The organism is Bradyrhizobium sp. AUGA SZCCT0283 (assembly GCF_018130385.1).
Classification (GTDB): Bacteria; Pseudomonadota; Alphaproteobacteria; order Rhizobiales; family Xanthobacteraceae; genus Bradyrhizobium.
Genome location: NZ_JAFCLU010000062.1, coordinates 1 through 17,668, shown reverse-complemented (window position 1 = coordinate 17,668; position 17,668 = coordinate 1). Strand labels below are relative to the sequence as shown.

At 61.7% G+C, this 17,668-nt stretch carries 12 protein-coding genes and 1 pseudogene; 8 read left to right on the top strand and 5 right to left on the bottom strand.

Annotation, left to right across the window (positions count from 1 at the left end):
- Both JQ624_RS37090 and JQ624_RS37085 read right to left on the bottom strand, forming a co-directional pair.
- Positions 1 to 371, bottom strand: a 371-nt coding sequence (locus JQ624_RS37090) for a hypothetical protein (RefSeq protein ID WP_212423823.1), incomplete at its 3' end; no start/stop codon positions are given.
- Positions 372 to 386: 15 nt separating this feature from the next.
- Positions 387 to 638, bottom strand: coding sequence for a hypothetical protein (locus tag JQ624_RS37085; protein WP_212423822.1), 252 nt, complete (start codon positions 636 to 638; stop codon positions 387 to 389).
- Positions 639 to 1,085: 447 nt separating this feature from the next.
- Here JQ624_RS37085 and JQ624_RS37080 point away from each other — a divergent pair, with 447 nt between their 5' ends.
- Both JQ624_RS37080 and JQ624_RS37075 read left to right on the top strand, forming a co-directional pair.
- Complete coding sequence (locus JQ624_RS37080) at positions 1,086 to 3,800, top strand: type I secretion system permease/ATPase (protein ID WP_212423821.1); 2,715 nt, start codon at positions 1,086 to 1,088, stop codon at positions 3,798 to 3,800.
- Positions 3,787 to 5,217, top strand: a complete 1,431-nt coding sequence (locus JQ624_RS37075; RefSeq protein WP_212423820.1) for an HlyD family type I secretion periplasmic adaptor subunit — start codon at positions 3,787 to 3,789, stop codon at positions 5,215 to 5,217. Before JQ624_RS37080 ends, JQ624_RS37075 begins: the two co-directional genes overlap by 14 nt.
- A gap of 378 nt (positions 5,218 to 5,595) precedes the next feature.
- On the opposite strand, the gene JQ624_RS37070 is transcribed toward JQ624_RS37075, so the two are convergent.
- From JQ624_RS37070 to JQ624_RS39635, 3 genes are all read right to left on the bottom strand, one after another.
- Positions 5,596 to 8,739, bottom strand: a complete 3,144-nt coding sequence (locus tag JQ624_RS37070; RefSeq protein WP_212423819.1) for an acetoacetate--CoA ligase — start codon at positions 8,737 to 8,739, stop codon at positions 5,596 to 5,598.
- Positions 8,740 to 8,822: 83 nt separating this feature from the next.
- A complete protein-coding gene (locus JQ624_RS39075) occupies positions 8,823 to 9,101 on the bottom strand; it encodes an FAD-dependent monooxygenase (protein WP_249130373.1) in 279 nt (92 codons plus the stop codon).
- A complete protein-coding gene (locus JQ624_RS39635) occupies positions 9,013 to 10,293 on the bottom strand; it encodes a GNAT family N-acetyltransferase (protein ID WP_312014563.1) in 1,281 nt (426 codons plus the stop codon). Before JQ624_RS39635 ends, JQ624_RS39075 begins: the two co-directional genes overlap by 89 nt.
- 536 nt (positions 10,294 to 10,829) lie before the next feature.
- Between JQ624_RS39635 and JQ624_RS37055 the strand changes: the two genes are divergently transcribed.
- From JQ624_RS37055 to JQ624_RS37030, 6 genes and pseudogenes are all read left to right on the top strand, one after another.
- The gene (locus tag JQ624_RS37055) at positions 10,830 to 12,425 is read left to right on the top strand and encodes an AMP-binding protein (protein ID WP_212423818.1); all 1,596 of its coding nucleotides are present in this window, start codon (positions 10,830 to 10,832) and stop codon (positions 12,423 to 12,425) included.
- Positions 12,422 to 12,700 carry a hypothetical protein gene (locus JQ624_RS37050; protein WP_212423817.1) on the top strand — a complete coding sequence of 93 codons (279 nt, stop codon included), beginning with the start codon at positions 12,422 to 12,424 and terminating at the stop codon, positions 12,698 to 12,700. The genes JQ624_RS37055 and JQ624_RS37050 overlap by 4 nt, the downstream gene beginning before the upstream one ends.
- A 13-nt stretch (positions 12,701 to 12,713) precedes the next feature.
- On the top strand, positions 12,714 to 13,661 hold the full coding sequence (locus tag JQ624_RS37045) for a methionyl-tRNA formyltransferase (protein ID WP_212423816.1): 948 nt from the start codon (positions 12,714 to 12,716) through the stop codon (positions 13,659 to 13,661).
- Entirely contained in the window at positions 13,658 to 14,881 is a 1,224-nt protein-coding gene (locus JQ624_RS37040) for a hypothetical protein (RefSeq protein WP_212423815.1), read from the top strand. Before JQ624_RS37045 ends, JQ624_RS37040 begins: the two co-directional genes overlap by 4 nt.
- A 187-nt stretch (positions 14,882 to 15,068) precedes the next feature.
- Positions 15,069 to 16,133 (top strand): LLM class flavin-dependent oxidoreductase, encoded by a 1,065-nt coding sequence (locus tag JQ624_RS37035; RefSeq protein WP_212423814.1) that lies wholly within the window; start codon positions 15,069 to 15,071, stop codon positions 16,131 to 16,133.
- A gap of 630 nt (positions 16,134 to 16,763) precedes the next feature.
- Positions 16,764 to 17,668: pseudogene (locus JQ624_RS37030) on the top strand (hypothetical protein); the annotation flags it as partial.

Genomic DNA, 17,668 nt, shown 5'->3' with positions numbered 1-17,668 from the left:
TATTTCACGTCGTTGAGTGCGCAGCAGTTGCAGGCTGATCTACCGCCGCCCTTGCTGGGCAGTTCTACGACGCCAACCACGCCCACCTCGCCAACCATTCCCCCGACGTCGACCACGCCGAGCACCCCTACTGCGCCAACCACGCCAACGACCTCAACAACCCCAACCACCCCGACCACGCCAACGACCCCAACAACTCCAACCACCCCGACCACGCCGAGGTCATCCGTGACCACGCCCGTCGCGGATCCGACGCTCTCGGTGGGCGGCAGGGGCGGTGCGGTCCGCATCGGGGTCAACGTGTCAACAACCGATCCCAATGACAGCGTGAACGTGAACATCAGGGGCCTGTCGAGGAACCAGACGATCACCAACAATCTCGATGGTCAGACGTCCAGCGGAAATAACATCACCTTGTCGGCTGCGCGGGTCGACAGCGGACTGGTGTTGAACTCGTACGCCCGTGGGGGTAGTTCTCGAACTACGCTCACGCTAACCGCAAACGCGAACGACCCGGTCACCGGAACTGTGACGTCGGCTGCGCCGCAGACCATCACCGTGACGAATTTGCGATCGGCTGCGACGACGACACTGTCGTCGCAGGCGGCAGTAACGAGCTCGCCGGCTGCGACCAGCACGACCACGACCTCGCTGGGGAGAGAGTTCCTTGGCTCGCCGAACCAGGCTCAGGCCAGCAACGCCGTCGCGACTGCCGCTCCTGCTTTGATCAGCCAAATCAGGGACCAGGTTGGGCGCGGCGTTGCTACCTCGGTGTCGCAGACGATCGCCGTGACGAATTCTTCGCCTGTGACGGCAACGCCCACGGCGAGTGTTGCAAGTCAGAGCTATGCGCTGCTGAACCAGTATCTGGCCGGAAGCACGGGTCGGGGCGATCTCGGGCAGATCGTGGCAAGCGTCTCGAACGGAGCTACTTCGGGTCAGGTATCGTTCCTGACAAGACCGCAACATTGATCCGCTTCCGCACCCAGGCGCTCGCGCCTGGGTGCGGGCCATCAAAGTTTGGGAATGCATGAGAAGGAACAACGAACGCGGCCGGTAGCCGCGAAGGATTGAGTTAAAACATTATGGCGCTGCAGAATGGGAATGCCCACGCCGCAGACCATGGGCTTCTCGCCCTGGCTCTGTTCCTACGCCTTCATGGCGTCCACGCCGAGCCCGACCAGCTCCGCGATCGCTGCGGGAGCAGCACGATAGGCATCCGCGCGCTGCTTCGTTGCGCGCGGCAGTTTGGCGTCGAGGTCCGTTCGCGAACTACGCATTGGACACGACTTGCGAGCCTCCAGCTACCTGGAATCGCATCGCTGCGTGACGGCGGGTTTCTGCTTCTCGGCAAGGTCGACGACAACGGAGCGCTTGTGCTGCATCCGACCGCGTCGCGTCCGAGGGTGATGACGCGTGCCGAATTCGAGGAAATCTGGGACGGCGGTTTGATCCTGACCGGATCGCAGAACGTCACCAACCAGGTGCTCCATGCCCTCGCTGGCATGAGTGTCCCCGTGCGGGATCTGGCGCGCCGCGCCGTCGATGTCGCGATGCGTGTCCGCAATACCGTGATGCGTGCCCGGGATACACTGATGGGTACGTACTTCGGCGAACGAAGCGAAATGGCCGCCGTCCACGTGGCCGAATCCGAATCTCAGGCTGCGACCACCGAACGGGAGAGCGGCGACGAATCTGGGCTCGTGGCCGTGACGATCCTGTTGCGTTGCCATGGCGTTGCGGCCGACCCGGAACAGATCCGGCATCGCATGGGGGCGGCACGGTTCGGTGTTACCGAGATCCTGCGCTCTGCCAAGGAATTCGGGCTCAAGGCGCGCGCACAGAGGACGAGCTGGAACAGACTTGCGGTCACCCCGCTGCCTGGAATCGCCCTGCTGCGCGACGGCGGCTTCCTGATCCTGGGCAAGGTCGTCGACGATAAGCTTCTGGTTCAGCGCCCATTGTCTTCCCAGCCTGAAATAGTGACGCAGGCCGAGCTCGAGGCGATCTGGGACGGCGACATCATCCTGATGACACGGCGCGCGTCCCTGACCGATCTCTCCAGCCGCTTCGACATCGGCTGGTTTGTCGGCGCGGTCCACAAGTATCGCCGTCTTCTCGGCGAAGTGCTGGTCGCGTCGTTCTTCCTTCAGTTTTTCGCCCTCATCTCACCGCTGTTTTTCCAGGTGGTCATCGACAAGGTGCTCGTGCATCGAAGCATGAGCACGCTCGACGTTCTGGTCATAGGCCTTGTCGCGCTGACTGTGTTCGAGGCCGTCCTCGAGACGCTGCGGGTCTATCTGTTCGCGCACACCACGAACCGCATCGATGTCGAGCTCGGCGCCCGGCTGTTTCGTCACCTGATGGCGTTGCCGATCGCGTATTTCCAGGCCCGCCGGGTCGGCGATTCGGTCGCGCGCGTCCGCGAACTGGAGAATATCCGTCAGTTCCTGACGAGCTCGGCACTTACGCTCGTCATCGATCTGTTGTTCACCGCCGTCTTCCTTGTAGTGATGTTCTACTACTCGACGACGTTGACGCTGATCGTTCTGGCGTCATTCCCGTTCTATATCGGCATTTCCGTGTTCGCTGCGCCGCTGTTTCGCCGGCGCCTCGATGAGAAGTTCAATCGGGGCTCCGAGAACCAGGCCTTCCTGGTCGAGAGCGTCACGGGCGTCGAGACGCTGAAGGCCATGGCGGTCGAGCCACAGATGCAGCGCCGGTGGGAGGAGCAGCTGGCCGGCTATGTAAGCGCGAGCTTCCGCGTGCTTAGCCTGAACAATGTGGCGAGCCAGGCAGTCCAGATGATCAACAAGCTGGTCGTCGCGGCAACGCTTTACTTCGGCGCCAGACTTGTGATCGGTGGCGATCTCACCGTTGGCGAGCTCGTCGCGTTCAACATGCTCGCCGCGCGTGTGAGCACGCCGGTGCTGCGTCTCGCCCAGATGTGGCAGGATTTCCATCAGGCCCGTCTGTCGGTCGATCGTCTCGGCGACATCCTCAACACCATGCCGGAGCCGAGCTTCAATCCTGGCCGCGCCGCGCTGCCGGCGATCCGCGGCAAGGTCACATTCGAGCATGCGACGTTCCGCTACCGCATCGACGGCCCCGAGGTGCTGCACAACGTCTCCTTCAGCGTCGAGCCCGGCCAGGTCGTCGGCATCGTCGGCTCGTCCGGCTCGGGCAAGAGCACCGTCACCAAGCTGGTCCAGCGTCTCTATGTTCCGGAGAGCGGGCGCGTGCTAGTCGACGGCGTCGATCTCGCAATGGTCGATTTGACCTGGCTGCGGCGCCAGATTGGCGTCGTCCTCCAGGAGAACGTGCTGTTTAACCGCTCGATTCGCGAGAACATTGCGCTGGCCGATCCTGCCATGCCGATGGAGCGCGTCATCGAGGCGGCATCGCTCGCCGGCGCTCACGACTTCATCCTGGAGCTGCCCGAGGGGTACGACACCATCGTCGGCGAACGCGGCAGCAGCCTGTCCGGCGGGCAACGCCAGCGTGTCGCGATCGCGCGCGCGCTCATTACCGATCCGCGCATCCTCATCCTCGACGAGGCGACCAGCGCGCTCGATTACGAAAGCGAGCGTGCCATCCAGCAGAACATGAAGCGAATTGCCGCCGGCCGAACCGTGTTCGTCATCGCTCACCGGCTCTCGACCGTGCGCAACGCGAACCGGATCATCACGCTTGAGCATGGCCGCATCGTCGAGGACGGCAGCCATGATGAGCTGATCCGTACGAACGGGCGTTACGCAAACCTCCATTATCTGCAGGCCGGTATCCATGACGTCCGCTAGCCGAAATATCGTACCGTTTCCGAAACCCCCGGCTCCGGCTCGCCGCCGCGAGCAGGAAATCGCATTCCTGCCAGCGGCGCTCGAGATCACTGAAACGCCGCCGTCGCCGATCGGGCGCGCGATCGGCGCGAGCATCATCGCGGTCTTCTGCTTCGCACTGGCGTGGGCGTCGTTCGGCAGCGTCGATATCGTCGCCACCGCGACCGGCAAGATCGTGCCGGGCGGGCGCACCAAGCTGATCCAGCCGTTCGAGACGGGGGTCGTCCGCGCCATCCACGTCCGCGACGGGCAGGCCGTAAAAGCCGGCGACGTCCTCATCGAACTTGATCCGACGATGACGGAAGCCGACAACGAACGCCAGAAGAGCGATCTCCTTGCGGCCGAACTCGAAGTCGCCCGGCTGCGCGCTGCGCTCGCAGAGGATCCGCTTGCCGCCTTCCGGCCGCCGCAGAGCGCAAGCGACGCGGAGATCGAGATGCATCGCCAGTTTCTGATCAGCCAGCGCGCTGAACAGAATGCCAAGCTCGCCGAGATCGAACGCCAGCAGGGCCAGAAGGACGCGGAGCGAGCGACCACTTCGGCGAGCGTCGCGAAGCTGCAGGCGACGATACCGGTGCTGCAGGAGCGCGTGGACATCCGCAAGACTCTGGTCGACAAGGCGCTAGCTTCGAAGGTGGTCTATCTCTCCGAATACCAGGAACTGGTTGGTCTTCAGCAGGACCTCCTCCTGCAGCAGAGCCGGCTGCGCGAAGCGGATGCAGCCGTAGCGTTGCTGAAGGAAACCCGGGAAAAAACCGCCGCGGAGTATCGGCGCTCGACCTATGACGCACTCGCGAAAGCCGAGCAGAAAACTGCAAGCGCTGCGCAGGAGGTGATCAAGGCAGAACGGCGCACGAAACTCCAGCGTTTGACCGCGTCCGTCGACGGCGTCGTGCAGCAGCTCGCCGTTCATACTGTGGGAGGCGTAGTGACGCCTGCCCAGGCGCTCGCCGTAGTGGTTCCGAGCGAGAGCCAGATCGAGATCGAGGCCATGCTTTCCAACCGCGACATCGGATTCGTGCATCCGGGACAAAAAGCGGAGATCAAGGTCGATACGTTTAACTTCACGCGCTATGGGCTTCTTCATGGCGAAGTGCTCAGCGTTTCGTCTGACGCTATCACCCGCGACAGGCAGGGCACTTCGAATGACCGGGCTATGGGCGCGGCGACGAGCAGCAGCGAGCCGAAAGGTCAGGAGCTGGAGTATGCCGCTCGTGTCTCGCTCGACCGCAAGGCCATGCAGGTCGATGAGAAACTCGTCAAGCTTGGGCCTGGAATGGCCGTGACGGTCGAGATCAAGACAGGCGATCGCAAGATCATCAGCTACCTGCTCTCGCCGCTGGCACGCTACAAGCAGGAGTCCCTGCGGGAGCGGTAGGAGCCGTGCGGTAGGAGCCGTCTTCCTTCCGGCGAGCCCTCGTGCCGCACGTCATCAACCCGAGAACGCTGCGAGCCCGTCATAAATTGTGTGGCGGGCTCAGGTGAGGAAGCTTGGCGAGCAGCCCGCCATGGGAACCCACCCTCGGAGCATAAGGCGCTGCGACGTAAGCCAAAAGCGGATGTCGCCCCCTGGTCCCACGCGGTGATCGCGTTCATGCAGGTCCCTGGCATGCTGTATGAGCAAGGCTTCGTTGCAACGCAGCACGACAAGGCTCTCGCTGGCATCGCGTTCCGCCGGCGCATGCAACAGGAAGATGCAAGGGACATCGCCGCCAAGCTTATACCAGAAATTCTAACTCGCCGGCGCTTCCCAGGCTCAGATCGGCAGGAGCACGATTTCCGAATACAGGCTGTCGAGGTCGCCCGCCGCGAGCTGCGGGGAACGATAACAGGTGCGCAGCGGGACCAGCACGCCCCGTGGCCGGACCGAAAAGAGGCGCGCCTCCGCGACGAGCACCGCCGTCCGCTGCCGGCGCAGGATCGCCAGCTTGACGCGCTCGAGATGCCGCGACAGCAGCTCCGGTGCACTGCAATGCAGGATGTCCGAATACGGGATCCGCACGGGCAGAACTCGCGCCAGTCCTCCCAGTCGGCTCGTATTGAGCCGGTGCGCACGGCGTTTGACCACCAGATAGGCATGATCGGACCCGTCGCTGACTGTGAGTTGCAGGCAATCATACGGCGCGTGATCGTCGAAGATTTGTCGTTGCTGACCAGTCAGTCTCTCGCGGACCGCGACCGGATCGAAGTTGATGATGGGCTGGTTCGGCCCGAACAGCGTCTCGGCCTGCAGCGTTGGCGGCATGACGATCCTGTGTGAGTCGAGCGGCGTGAAACGCTGCGCCAGGAGGGCAGTCCAGGCGGTCGGGTTCGGCGTGAAAGCCGTGTAGGTGAGGCTCTCGTCCCGCAGCACCTCGGCGAGCAAGGCCATGCCCCAGCCGCGGTACTTCGGGTGCACGGCCCAGGACGAGACGTTGCAGACGAGCGCTGCCTTGCCGTTCACCTGCCGCCGGGCGGCGATGGTGCCAACGAAGCCAACGACTGCGTTGCCGTCGAGAAGCACGAAGCCGCGTCCGTGATCGGACCAGTGATGGTCGAACAGCCGGCGCCAGGTGGCGGCCTTGATGCCGGACTCGCGGAAGGTCTCTTCGAGGAAGCGGCAGACCGGCTGCTGGTCGTCCGGACCCAAGGCACGGAGATGCGGCCCCGACCGCCCAGTCTGCTGCACCGTCGTTATCGCCGCCGGGCCGACGGACAGGGCCGCGGCAACGCCTTCGATCGACGGCGCCGACAGCAGGGCGGAGAGGGACAGGGGATGCCCAACATAGCCCTCGATCTCGAGCAGCAGGTTCACCACTGCCAGCGAGTCCGCGCCGAAGCCAAGAAGATTATCGGACCAGCCGATGGGCGACACGCCCAGCACGCGCTCGCAGATTGCCTGCAGCTGCCCCTTTAGCCCGTCGCCGTCCGAAATCTCCCCGCGGGCCGGCGCCGGCGCTTGTGATGTCCTGCTGGCCGCAGGCGCCCGGAGAACCGGATGCTTGGCAATCGCTTCGAGACATTCCGGGTTCTGCATGGCATCACGGTTCCGTACAGGGCGGCCATTCACCGCATCCCGCGCCGCGGCCTCGGAGCGCTTGCCGCTAAAGGTGACAGGAAGCGCCGCGACCTGCGCGATGCGTGCCGGCACGAAGGCCGGAGAGCCGCAGCGCGCAAGCTCCGAGCGGATGTGCTTCGCCAGCGTGTTGTCGAGCACGAGGCCTTCGCGCAGCACGACCAGCAGAACCATGCGCGAGCCGCCGGGCTCCTGCTCGGCCTGCTGCTCGACCGCCATCGCCTCGCGGATCTCCTCGATGTCGGCGAGAATGCGGTAGATCTCCGCGGTGCCGATGCGGATGCCGCGCACATTGAGGACCCCGTCGGAACGGCCATGCATCCGCCAACCGCCATGGGACGTGGCCTCGATCAGATCGCCGTGCGTCCAGAAGCCGGGGTTCTGGGCGAAATAGGCGGCATGGAAGCGCGTGCCGTCGTCGTCACCGTGAAAGCCAAGGGGGCGCGAGGGAAAAGGGTTGGCGCAGACCAGCTCGCCGATCCGCGCCTCCGGATCGTCGGGCGGCGGCAGCGAGCGGACGTCGAGGCCGAGGCTGCGGCACTGTGCCTCGCCGCGACGAACGGGCAGGTTCGGATTGCCCAGGACAAAGCAGCCGATGATGTCGGTGCCACCCGAGATCGACTGCAGCGGCATCGCGGCCTTCACCTGGTTGTGAACCCAGTCGTACTGGTGGGGATACAGGATGGAGCCGGTGGAGAGCACGGCCCGCAGGGCAGAAAGATCGAACACCCGGCCCGGGGACAAGCCTGCCTTCTGGCAAAAGTCTAGATAGGCAGGGTTGGTGCCAAACACGGTCACGCGTTCCTCGGCAACGATCCGCCAGAACGTATCCGGCCCCTCGAGCGGCCCATCGTAGAGAACGAGCTCCACGCCGGAGGCGAGCGCGGAGAGCTCCCAGTTCCACATCATCCAGCCGCAGGAGGTCTGGAAGAACAGCCTGTCGCCGGGGGCGAGATCGCAGTGCAACCGGTGCTCCTTCACATGCTCCAGCAGGGTGCCGCCGGCGCCGTGCTGGATGCATTTCGGCGGGCCCGTGGTGCCGGAGGAGAACATCGTGAACAGGGGCTGGTTGAACGAGTGCCGCAGCCAGCCCGGCCGGTCCTCGCCACCAACGGCATCGCGCAGCAGATCGGCAAGCCTGTGCAGGGGCACCGTCGTCTCGCCGGCGGGAAGCGAGCCGTTGTCCAGCGCGATGATCGCGGCGAGGCCCGGCAGGCCGGCTGCCGCTCCGGCGACGCGCTCGGCCACGGCGATGCCTAGATCCCATGGCTCTGCCCGGAGACAACCGAGCAGCACCACAGGCTCGAGAGGGGCGAAACGCGCGAGGACGGCGGGAACGCCCATGTCCGGCGCGCAGCTCGCGAAGGTCGCGCCAAGGGCAGTGGTTGCCAGGGCGGCAATGATCGCCTCGGCATTGTTGCGTGCGATCGCCGCGACATGGTCGCCACGGCGCACACCCAGCCTCTGCAGCGACGTCGCCAGCCGGGCGACCGCGACGCGCAGTGTGCCACGCGTGAACCGGTCGCGGCTGCCGCCGGCGTGACAGGCCGTCAGGACCGGCTGGTCGGGACTGCCGGCGAGGAGGCACTCGGCGTAGTTGAGACGGAGATCCGGGAAGAACCGGGCGGTCTCGCAGACATCGCCGACGCAGACCGGCTCGACCGCCCCCTCCCGAGGCAGGTCGCACCACTCCAGGAAGAGGCGCCAGAAGCTGCGGAACTCCTCCACCGAAAAGCGGTCCATCGCAGCATGATCAGGCAGGTTCTGCCCCGTCCGGGCCTCGCACCATTGTCTGAAGGCGCTCAGTTGCGAATGCGCGACAGCCCGGTCATCGGGAAGGCACACTACTTCCTCTCCACTTCCGCCAGAGGAACGACCACTCTCCCTCTCGCTCTGCTCACTGGCTCTGATGCGAAAAGCCATCACAACTACTCTCTATTGACCCAAGCTCGATCCGGCGGATTGCCTGGGCTGCCGATTGTTCGGTGTTCAACACCAAGTCGGCGCAAGTGTGCTGCCACCGACAATCCAAAGGGGCCAGCACCGACGATGGTCACATCGCATAATGTAGACAAGCCACTCTCCCATGGTCTTCGCCGAAGAGCCCAAACCAATCGTCTAGGAACTAGCCCCCAAAAACGGAATACAGTGCGACAGCTTCTTTTTTGGAAGATTCGTAGCAATCGTTCGTAGCATCCGCTTGGCATCGCGGAGCTTGGCCTCGATGCGGCGCTCCGGACTGTCTCTGCCTATTGCGATCCACTTCATGGCATGTTCCCTATTAGCCAGATGGGACTTGTGCCCACCGCCACCAGCCAGGAAGTCGTAACTGCCTTCCCCGCGTGCGATGCTGTCCTGAATAGCCAGCACATGGCTGACAAGCCCGGGCTTGAGCCGGCCATCGCCCTCATAGAGAAAGCCGCTTTGGTAGTTAAGGACACGGCCGTCATGCACGAAATTGTACAAGACCCCAATTGTCTGGTCCCCAGCCAGCGTCCGTGAGATGCGGACGGCCCCCATGGGGACTCCGCGCGCAATTAGCTCCTCGTGAAACGGACGGAAGCCCGGATTGGCGAAGGCCCCCTTGCGTCCCCATCGCGACCCATGAAAGTCGCCCAGCAAATTGAACGCGGCGAGGGCCTCCGTTGTCGTTTCCATGATCCGGAGTTCGACGGGGCCGCGTTCGGCATACAACCGCATGGCACGGTTCACGGCCTGGCGAGTACTGCGGCCCAATGTGGCGCGATAATTCCCCCCTTGCTGGCGGACTTTGGCGAAATCAACCCACGGTGCCGCATCAGCCTGTTTCACCTCGGTAACGAGCCCAGCCAGGCCTGCGGCGCGACTAGCGGCCAACTCAAGGTCCGGATCAATTCCGGAGAGCACTAGCTGATCCGAGCGGCGCAAGCGGGACGTCAACGCATCGAGACCTGCCCGTATAACGGCATCGGATTGCTCTGCAAGAATACTATTGTACTCGATGAACAATCGGTCGAAACGAGTATCTCCTGTTTCATTGAGCAGCCAACGTGCCCGCGCATGCCGCCCGAGACTCCACGCTCTCCGCCGGCAAATAATCGCCAGGCCAACGATCTTGCTTGACGACCGAGCGACGAGGACCTGTGGTTGCGCGCCATCCGGGATATGCCGTAGCCAAGTGCCGATCCAGAGCCAAGACAAAAAGAACGAGTGAGTGACCCGCGTTTCCAGCTCCTTCCACGAGGTTTCAAGCCACGCAATGCTCTTCAAGTTCTCCACGCTGACATCGATGACCGTCTCGGGCATGGCGTATTTCTCGTTCAACGCCAGAGGACCGCAAACGCGCTGCGCCGGAAAGCCCGAAGGGCCCAGCTGCAATGATCGCGGAAGATCCGACGAAAGGTCCGGATGGCTGGTCACACACAGGTGTCCTTCTAGCGGACACGCCCTTTGAGGCGTCGCTTCGGCGGATTACGGGACTATATCTGGAATTTGACCCATGTGTGGACCCTTCCTGATTACCCCCGGCCGCTTCCCTGCGACTTGTGCGAGCGGAGGGCGCATTACGCGATCTCGCCACCGACCACTGCTGCGACAGGTTATCGATTTGCCGCCCGTTCACCCCCGTTTCTCAACCATTGCTGCGCGATCTTCGCTACGTCGAGCTGGGACCATGCTGTCTCCCAGCATCGAGTCCTCAATTCCTGGCCTCTATTTTAGCCTGCTTGCATTTCCAGCCCCCACGGGTGTAACCCGAAATAGCATTCTTATACTTATAACCCCAGGCGGCATGGTTCTGGATCATCCACTCTTTGTCGGATCATCGTTCGCCAGGTGCTCCATGGCCGGCGCCGGCAAGTCTGGCTGCGCTGGTGGACTACTGGATGGGCTGAAGGGAAGGACTCGTGCCCGGGTTTGACTATTCCCCTGACAAAGAATTCTTAGTGGAGTCGCGCATGGCCGTATCGCAACGGGGATTGTGGATGGGATTCATGCGGTCAGCAGAGCGGTTTCCCGAACGCCCTGCGGTTATCGTGCACGGCACGTCGCTTTCTTACCGGCAGCTTCGCGAAACCGCCATCCGTATAGCCGCTAGTATTCAGGCCCATCAGGAGGATTCATGGACGCCTCTGACCGCCGTATTTGCGCAGCGTAGCGCAACAGCGTTCACGGGGGTACTTGGGGCCCTCCTGGCCGGAAATGGCTATGTGCCGCTGAACCGCACGTTTCCGGTCACGAGAACGCGACTGATGTTGCAACGCTCGCAGTGTCGCTCAATCATCGTAGACGCAGAGTCTTTGCCCCAGCTGGATGCCCTCCTGGACGGGGATAATGGGAAGCTGCTCCTCGTAGCCCCTGATCTCGAGGACCCACGGTATTATCGTGAACGATGGCCTCAGCATATTTTTTTGGGCTCCGGGGATCTCGGGGAGTACGCTGCCTGGCGCGAGCCGACACTGGATGGGGACGCAATTGCTTATCTGCTTTTCACGTCGGGTAGCACGGGTGCGCCGAAAGGAGTCATGGTTGCGCACCGGAATGTCACGTCCTTCGTCGACTACATTGCAGATCGGCTCGAGGTTACGGAACGGGATATCATGTCGCAGATGTTCGATTTGACCTTTGATCTCTCTGCGTTCGACATGTTTGTGTCCTGGGAGCGGGGAGCGTGCGTGTGCTGTCCTTCGCAAAAGACATTGATCAATCCGGTACAATTCATTCGCGGCGATGGGCTGACAATCTGGTTCTCGGTCCCCTCGACGGTTTCACTCATGAAGCAAATGGGTCTGCTGAAGCCGGGCGCGTTCCCATCCCTCAGACTGAGCCTGTTCTGTGGTGAGCCGCTGCCCGTCGGCTGCGCCGACGCGTGGCTAAGGGCCGCGCCAAACAGCATTCTCGAAAACCTCTATGGACCGACGGAGCTGACAATTGCGTGCACATCCTACAGATGGGACCCTGAACGATCGCCGACTGAGTCGGAACTGGGCATCGTGCCGATCGGATTTCCACATCGAGGGATGAACGTTCTCGTTGCCGACAAAGATTTGAATGAAGTGAATCCGGGCGCGGAGGGTGAACTCCTGATGAACGGCCCGCAAATGTCACTCGGATATTGGAGGGATTCCGAGAAAACCAGTGCGGCCTTCGTCGTTCCTCCCGGGAGGAAGGATATTTTCTACCGCACTGGAGATCGTGTCCGTCGGCCCGCAGGCGATGGCCCCCTCACGCATTTGGGGCGCATGGACTCCCAGGTGAAAATACAGGGGCATAGAGTTGAACTTGGGGAGGTCGAAGCGGTCGTGCGGCAGACCTCCGGCAGGGATGGCGTCGTCGCAATCGGCTGGCCTGCTACTTTAAGCGGCTATGGCGGCATCGAAGTGTTTATTGAAGGGCAGTCGGTAGATGTCGATCGGCTCCGAAGTGCAGTCGCCTCTCGGGTTCCGGACTATATGGTCCCCAAAAGGTGGCATGTCCTGAGCAGGCTGCCGCGCAACGTCAACGGCAAATTCGACCGCAAGGCTTTGCTGGCGATCCTGGGAGGTGCCTCATGACCCGTCCGACTCCAGACAACGTCCGCGTGTTTGTCGCAGACTTTCTTAACCGCAAACTGAGGGATCGCGGGCAGGGCCCCTTGAACGATCTTCCCGATGACTACGACGTGTTGCTGTCGGGAGTGCTGGACTCCCTGGCCTTCGTTGAAATGATGATGGCCGCAGGTGAGCACTTCGTCGGGGAAATCGATTTTGAGAATCTCGACCCCGAGAAGATGACGATCATTGGACCCTTGTGCTTGTTCGTATCGGAACAATTGATGCAGCGTCAGTAACTTTGTGACTGGCATGAACGTCGTCCTGATAGGTGAAGAAGCGGCCGGGATGCGCACATTGCAGTCGCTGGAGCAATGCGGCGTTCGGGTCGTTGCTGTTATGGCGTCTCCGAGACGGCAGGACGGAGGGGTGAGCCTTTGGGATCTGGCGACCAAGCTTGGACATACGACTTGGCCGGTAGAACTCGTCAAGGATCCGAAGTTCGCGGCGCAGGTGCGCGACGAGAAAGTGGACGTTATACTCAACGCGCACTCGCTGTTCTTGATCCGGAAGGAGGTGTTGGAGGCGGCGCGTTTCGGGAGCTTCAATCTTCATCCAGGACCTCTTCCTCGGTACGCGGGACTGAACTCGGTCAGCTGGGCAATCTACCGAGGCGAAAAGGAGCACGGTGTAACGTTGCACAAGCTGGTGCCGGAGATCGATGCTGGGCCCATCGTCTTCCAGGAATCTGTCAGCATCGGCAGCAAGGACACTGGATTGTCGCTGACCGCAAAGTGCGTTAATGCCGGAGTTCCATTGATATCGCGGCTGTTGGAAGCGGCTGCCCGAGGACCATCTGATATACCATCGGTCCCGCAGGATCTGAGCAAGCGGGAGTATTTCGGTCGCGAGGTGCCGGAGAACGGGAACTTGTGCTGGAATCGTCCCGCGCGGCGCATCGTTGACTTTATCCGCGCGTCGAACTTTTTCCCGTTTCGCTCACCCTGGGGTGTCCCCCGGACCAAGCGTGGGGATTCGACACTCGGGATTCTCAAAGCGCGGTTGACAGGAGCGCCGGTCGATGCGCCGCCAGGAACGGTTGGCACGGAGAGGAGCGGAGGCGTCGAGGTCGCGTGCGCAGACGAATGGATCCTGGTGCGGCAGGTGTTTCGGGAAGGCATATGCATTCCGCCTCGGGATGCGCTCAAGGCTGGGGACCGGTTGACAGATTGCGTGAACACACCAGGTTCCAAACCATGACGCGCTCCAAGTATCACACCGCTGACATCTTGCTTTGGCTCCTGAAAAGGCGGCAGCGCCCGGCAGCGGGGCAAGCCGGCTCGGCTAACCTCCACGAACATGTGCCACTCCCCGCGAAGCAGCGGGAGGTCCGGTTCTCGGACTTCGAAAGTGTCGCAAGGCTGAAGGAGCGTGGGGGACTCGCGAAAGACAGCCAGGAGAACTGGTGCCGGCTCTGGCAGCAAAATCCTGCGCTGGCCGTTGCCAAATCGCAACTCAGCATGGGATGGGTGCTGGAGACCGCGCAAGGAATTGTTGGGTACCAGGGAAACGTCGCGCTGCTCTACCAATTTGGAGGCCGAACGCTGGTTGCTGCGACCGCCGCAGGCCTGGTGGTCGAACCAGCATACCGCGCGCGCTGTATCATCCTGCTTGCTTCGTTCTACCGGCAACGAGATGTTGACCTCTTTGTGACGACGCACACGACCGCATCCGTGGCCAGCCAATCAAAGGCCCTTCGCGCAAAGGCGCTGGCTCAGCACGACTACGACAATGTGCTTTTCTGGGTCCTGGACGCTCACCAGTTTTCGAAAGCGCTCGCAGCGAAGTTCGGCCTGGGGAGCGGAATCGCAGCGGTTGGGACCTTCCTCGGTTCGTCGATCTTGCGAGCGGATACCCTTCGCCGAGGACCTCGGGGCCGCCGTACGAATAGATTCGGCGTAAGGGAAATCGACGTGAGAGACATCGGGGACGAATTTGAAGCCCTGTGGCAGCGCAAATTGACCGAGACGCCTCGTCTGTTCGCAGATCGAAGTTCCGCTTCTCTCAGATGGCACTTCACGCTCCCGGGTAGCTCGTCAACAGTTGCTGTGCTCTGCTGCCATCGATTTGAACGCCTGGTGGGTTACGCCATCGTGCTCCACACGATCGACCGCGAAACCGGTATGCGACGGTCGATGCTTGCGGACATCCTGGTGGAGCAAGACGATCCCAGCGTGACGGAGACATTGTTGGAGGCAGCCTATTCGAATGCCGTCGCCTCAGGCGGTCATCTCTTTGAGGTGGTTGGCCTGCCCAGACATTTCAGGCAGATTCTGATGCGTTGGAATCCATATGTCAGGAAATATCCAACTGATCCGCTGATCTACAAGACGGCGGATGAGGCCCTGACTCGGACCCTCGCAGACGAGAACGCCTGGTACGCGAGTCCGTTTGACGGCGATGCAACGCTGATACCGTAAGGCCCTTGCCAAGGCTATCCGGCGACGTCGGTCAGTTCGAGGACAGCTGGGTGCGACCGAATTGGGTAGTCCTGATTAGCAGGCCCACGGCAACGTGCATCGGTTACCATGGCGTGGTCCCACGCTTGGCATCATCTTTCCCGCTTGGCATCGTCTTTCCCGAACGGGTGTTTTCCTGGGGGGTGTGATGGTTGACACCTTATCTGAAGTTCAACTTGATGTGTTTTGCACTTGTCCGCAATCCATCCAGGTTTCGCGGGAGCGGTACGTAGATGAGGTAAAAGCTGTCGCACGCTGGAGCGAAGAATGCGGTTGTAAGGGCATTCTCGTCTATACTGACAACTCTCTGGTCGATCCCTGGCTTGTTTCTCAGGTCATTCTGCAAAATACCAAGAAGCTCTGTCCGCTCGTGGCGGTGCAGCCTGCCTACATGCATCCGTATGCCGTCGCCAAAATCGTGAGTTCTTTCGCGCATTTGTACGAACGTCGTATCTTCCTGAACATGGTCGCGGGCGGGTTCACCACGGATCTGGCAGCCCTCAACGATACGACCCCGCATGACAAGAGGTATGCCAGGTTGATCGAGTACACCAGCATCATTCAACAGCTGTTGGCAAACTCTGGCCCGGTCACCTATGAAGGAGAGTTCTACACCATCCGGAATCTCAAGATGACACCGCCGGTCCCTGCGCCATTGCTTCCCGGCGTGTTCGTTTCAGGCTCATCCGAGGCAGGTTTTTTGGCTGCCAAGGCATTGGGCGCGACGGCTGTGAAATACCCTAAACCGGTTCGAGATTATGGGCAGGCAAATTCGCAAGAATGTCTGGGCTCAGGTGTGCGTGTGGGGATCATCACCCGCGCGAGCGCCGACGAAGCCTGGCGGATTGCGCACGAACGCTTCCCAACGGACAAGAAGGGGCAGCTAACGCACAAGCTGGCCATGAAGGTGTCAGATTCCTCATGGCACAAACAACTTTCCGAGGTTGCGGCCGAATCGAATATCGAAGAAACACCGTACTGGCTCGTGCCGTTTGAAAACTACAAGACGTTCTGCCCGTATCTGGTCGGTGACTATGAGACTGTTTCCAATGAACTTGCTCTCTATGTCGTGGCTGGTTATGAGACGTTCATTCTGGATATTCCGGCCAGTAAAGAAGAGCTGTCTCATACAAGCGAGGTCTTCAAACTAGCGGCAAAGAAAGCTTCGACCTGGAAGTCGCCCTCAGCACACCTAACGGCGCAGGCAGTTTGATGCAGCAAGACCTGTCGCGTACCGGGGCCGCCTTGCTGATGAATTGCTGATCTGCGAGTTTGCGGTTTGGCTTCTGACTCCGCGCGCCGCTTCTCCGCAAACCTGCATAATCCCAACCTGCACAATCATGGACCTGTGACCGCCGGCTTTGGGACGGAATATGGACGCAGCGGTGCAACCGCGCGTGCTCTGCGTCAGTCACGGGGCCGGCAGATCGCGATGCAGATTAGGTATATTCCGAGCCTTTGAAGAAAATTGGCTTCAGCGGATCCGTCGTCTAAAGTCGCCGCAACCTTTGCCTGAAGGAACGTTGGCTGGAGGGGCGGAAGCCGCGCGCCGTGTTCTCCGAGAGGAAGTTCTAGTGCACCGTTTTCAACGAGAGGCATGAGCCCACCATGGTCGGGCGTTCGTGAGTTGATTGCCGTTCGAACGGGCCTGGGCGCGAAGGCAGCGCCGAGCGTCGCGTTGTTCAAGGAAACCCGCAGTTCCCGGTATCGGTAGATCGATGCAACGCTCGGCAGCTTAACCCCCAAAAGGGGTAGGGAAGGTCCTCCATGCGAGTTATAGGATTCGCATCAGCGGGGGACGCATAATGGCGCATTAAAATAGACCGTGCGACGCGGATTGCCTATGGCGCTCGCCATCATTCTCAGCGAGAAAGTAAAGACCGCCTGCGACGTCGCGGGTGCCTCACGCAGCGAATCCGACGAGGCGCCCAATGCGCAGAAGGCAATGAAGCACCTGTCCACGCAGGGTCGATCTGCGACCGCATGGATAGCCGCGACCATGCTCGCTATGACATGGGCGTCGGAAACCCAGTCCTACCCGAATCACGCGCGGCACCTGATGGATGATACGCAACACGCGATGGTTGCCCGCAACTTCGATTCCGATGGAATAGCGGGTTATGGCGACTTCGGGCCCTTGCCGCCGGGCAGGGGCAGCAACGACAAATCGCTGCAGGTTGTGCAAGCAACGCCCGGCGATGCAGGACACCCTCCGGAACCGGAACACCACTGGGCGGAGACACTGTTAGATGAGCTCACGATTGCAAGGCGCGACATCGAACTGCTGCAACGTCTCGCGCACGAGCACGATCGGGCCGAGCTGCTGGAGCAGGCTCTTGCGGCCGCGCGACGCGACGTCGAAACGCAGACCGCGCTGGCGGAGAAGGCAAGTGAGGAAGCGTCCCGAATACAGGTGGGGGAGAGTGGCACGGCGGATGCGCAAACGTCTTTGCAACAGGAGCGCGAGCGGTCCGCGCGGCTGGAACAGGATCTCGCGGCAGCGCGGCGCGACGCAGAGACTCAAATGGCACTAGCGAAAGCAAGCGAGGAAGCGTCCCGGCTGAAACAGGCAAGCGAAAGCAGCGAAGCGGCACTGCAGAAGTCTCTGCAACAGGAGCGCGAGCGGTCCGCGCGGCTGGAGCAGGATCTTGTGGCAGCGCGGCGTGAGGTCGAGACCCAAACGGCACTGGCGAAAGCAAGCGAGGAGGCGTCCCGGCTGAAACAAGCAAACGAGAGAAGCGAAGCGGA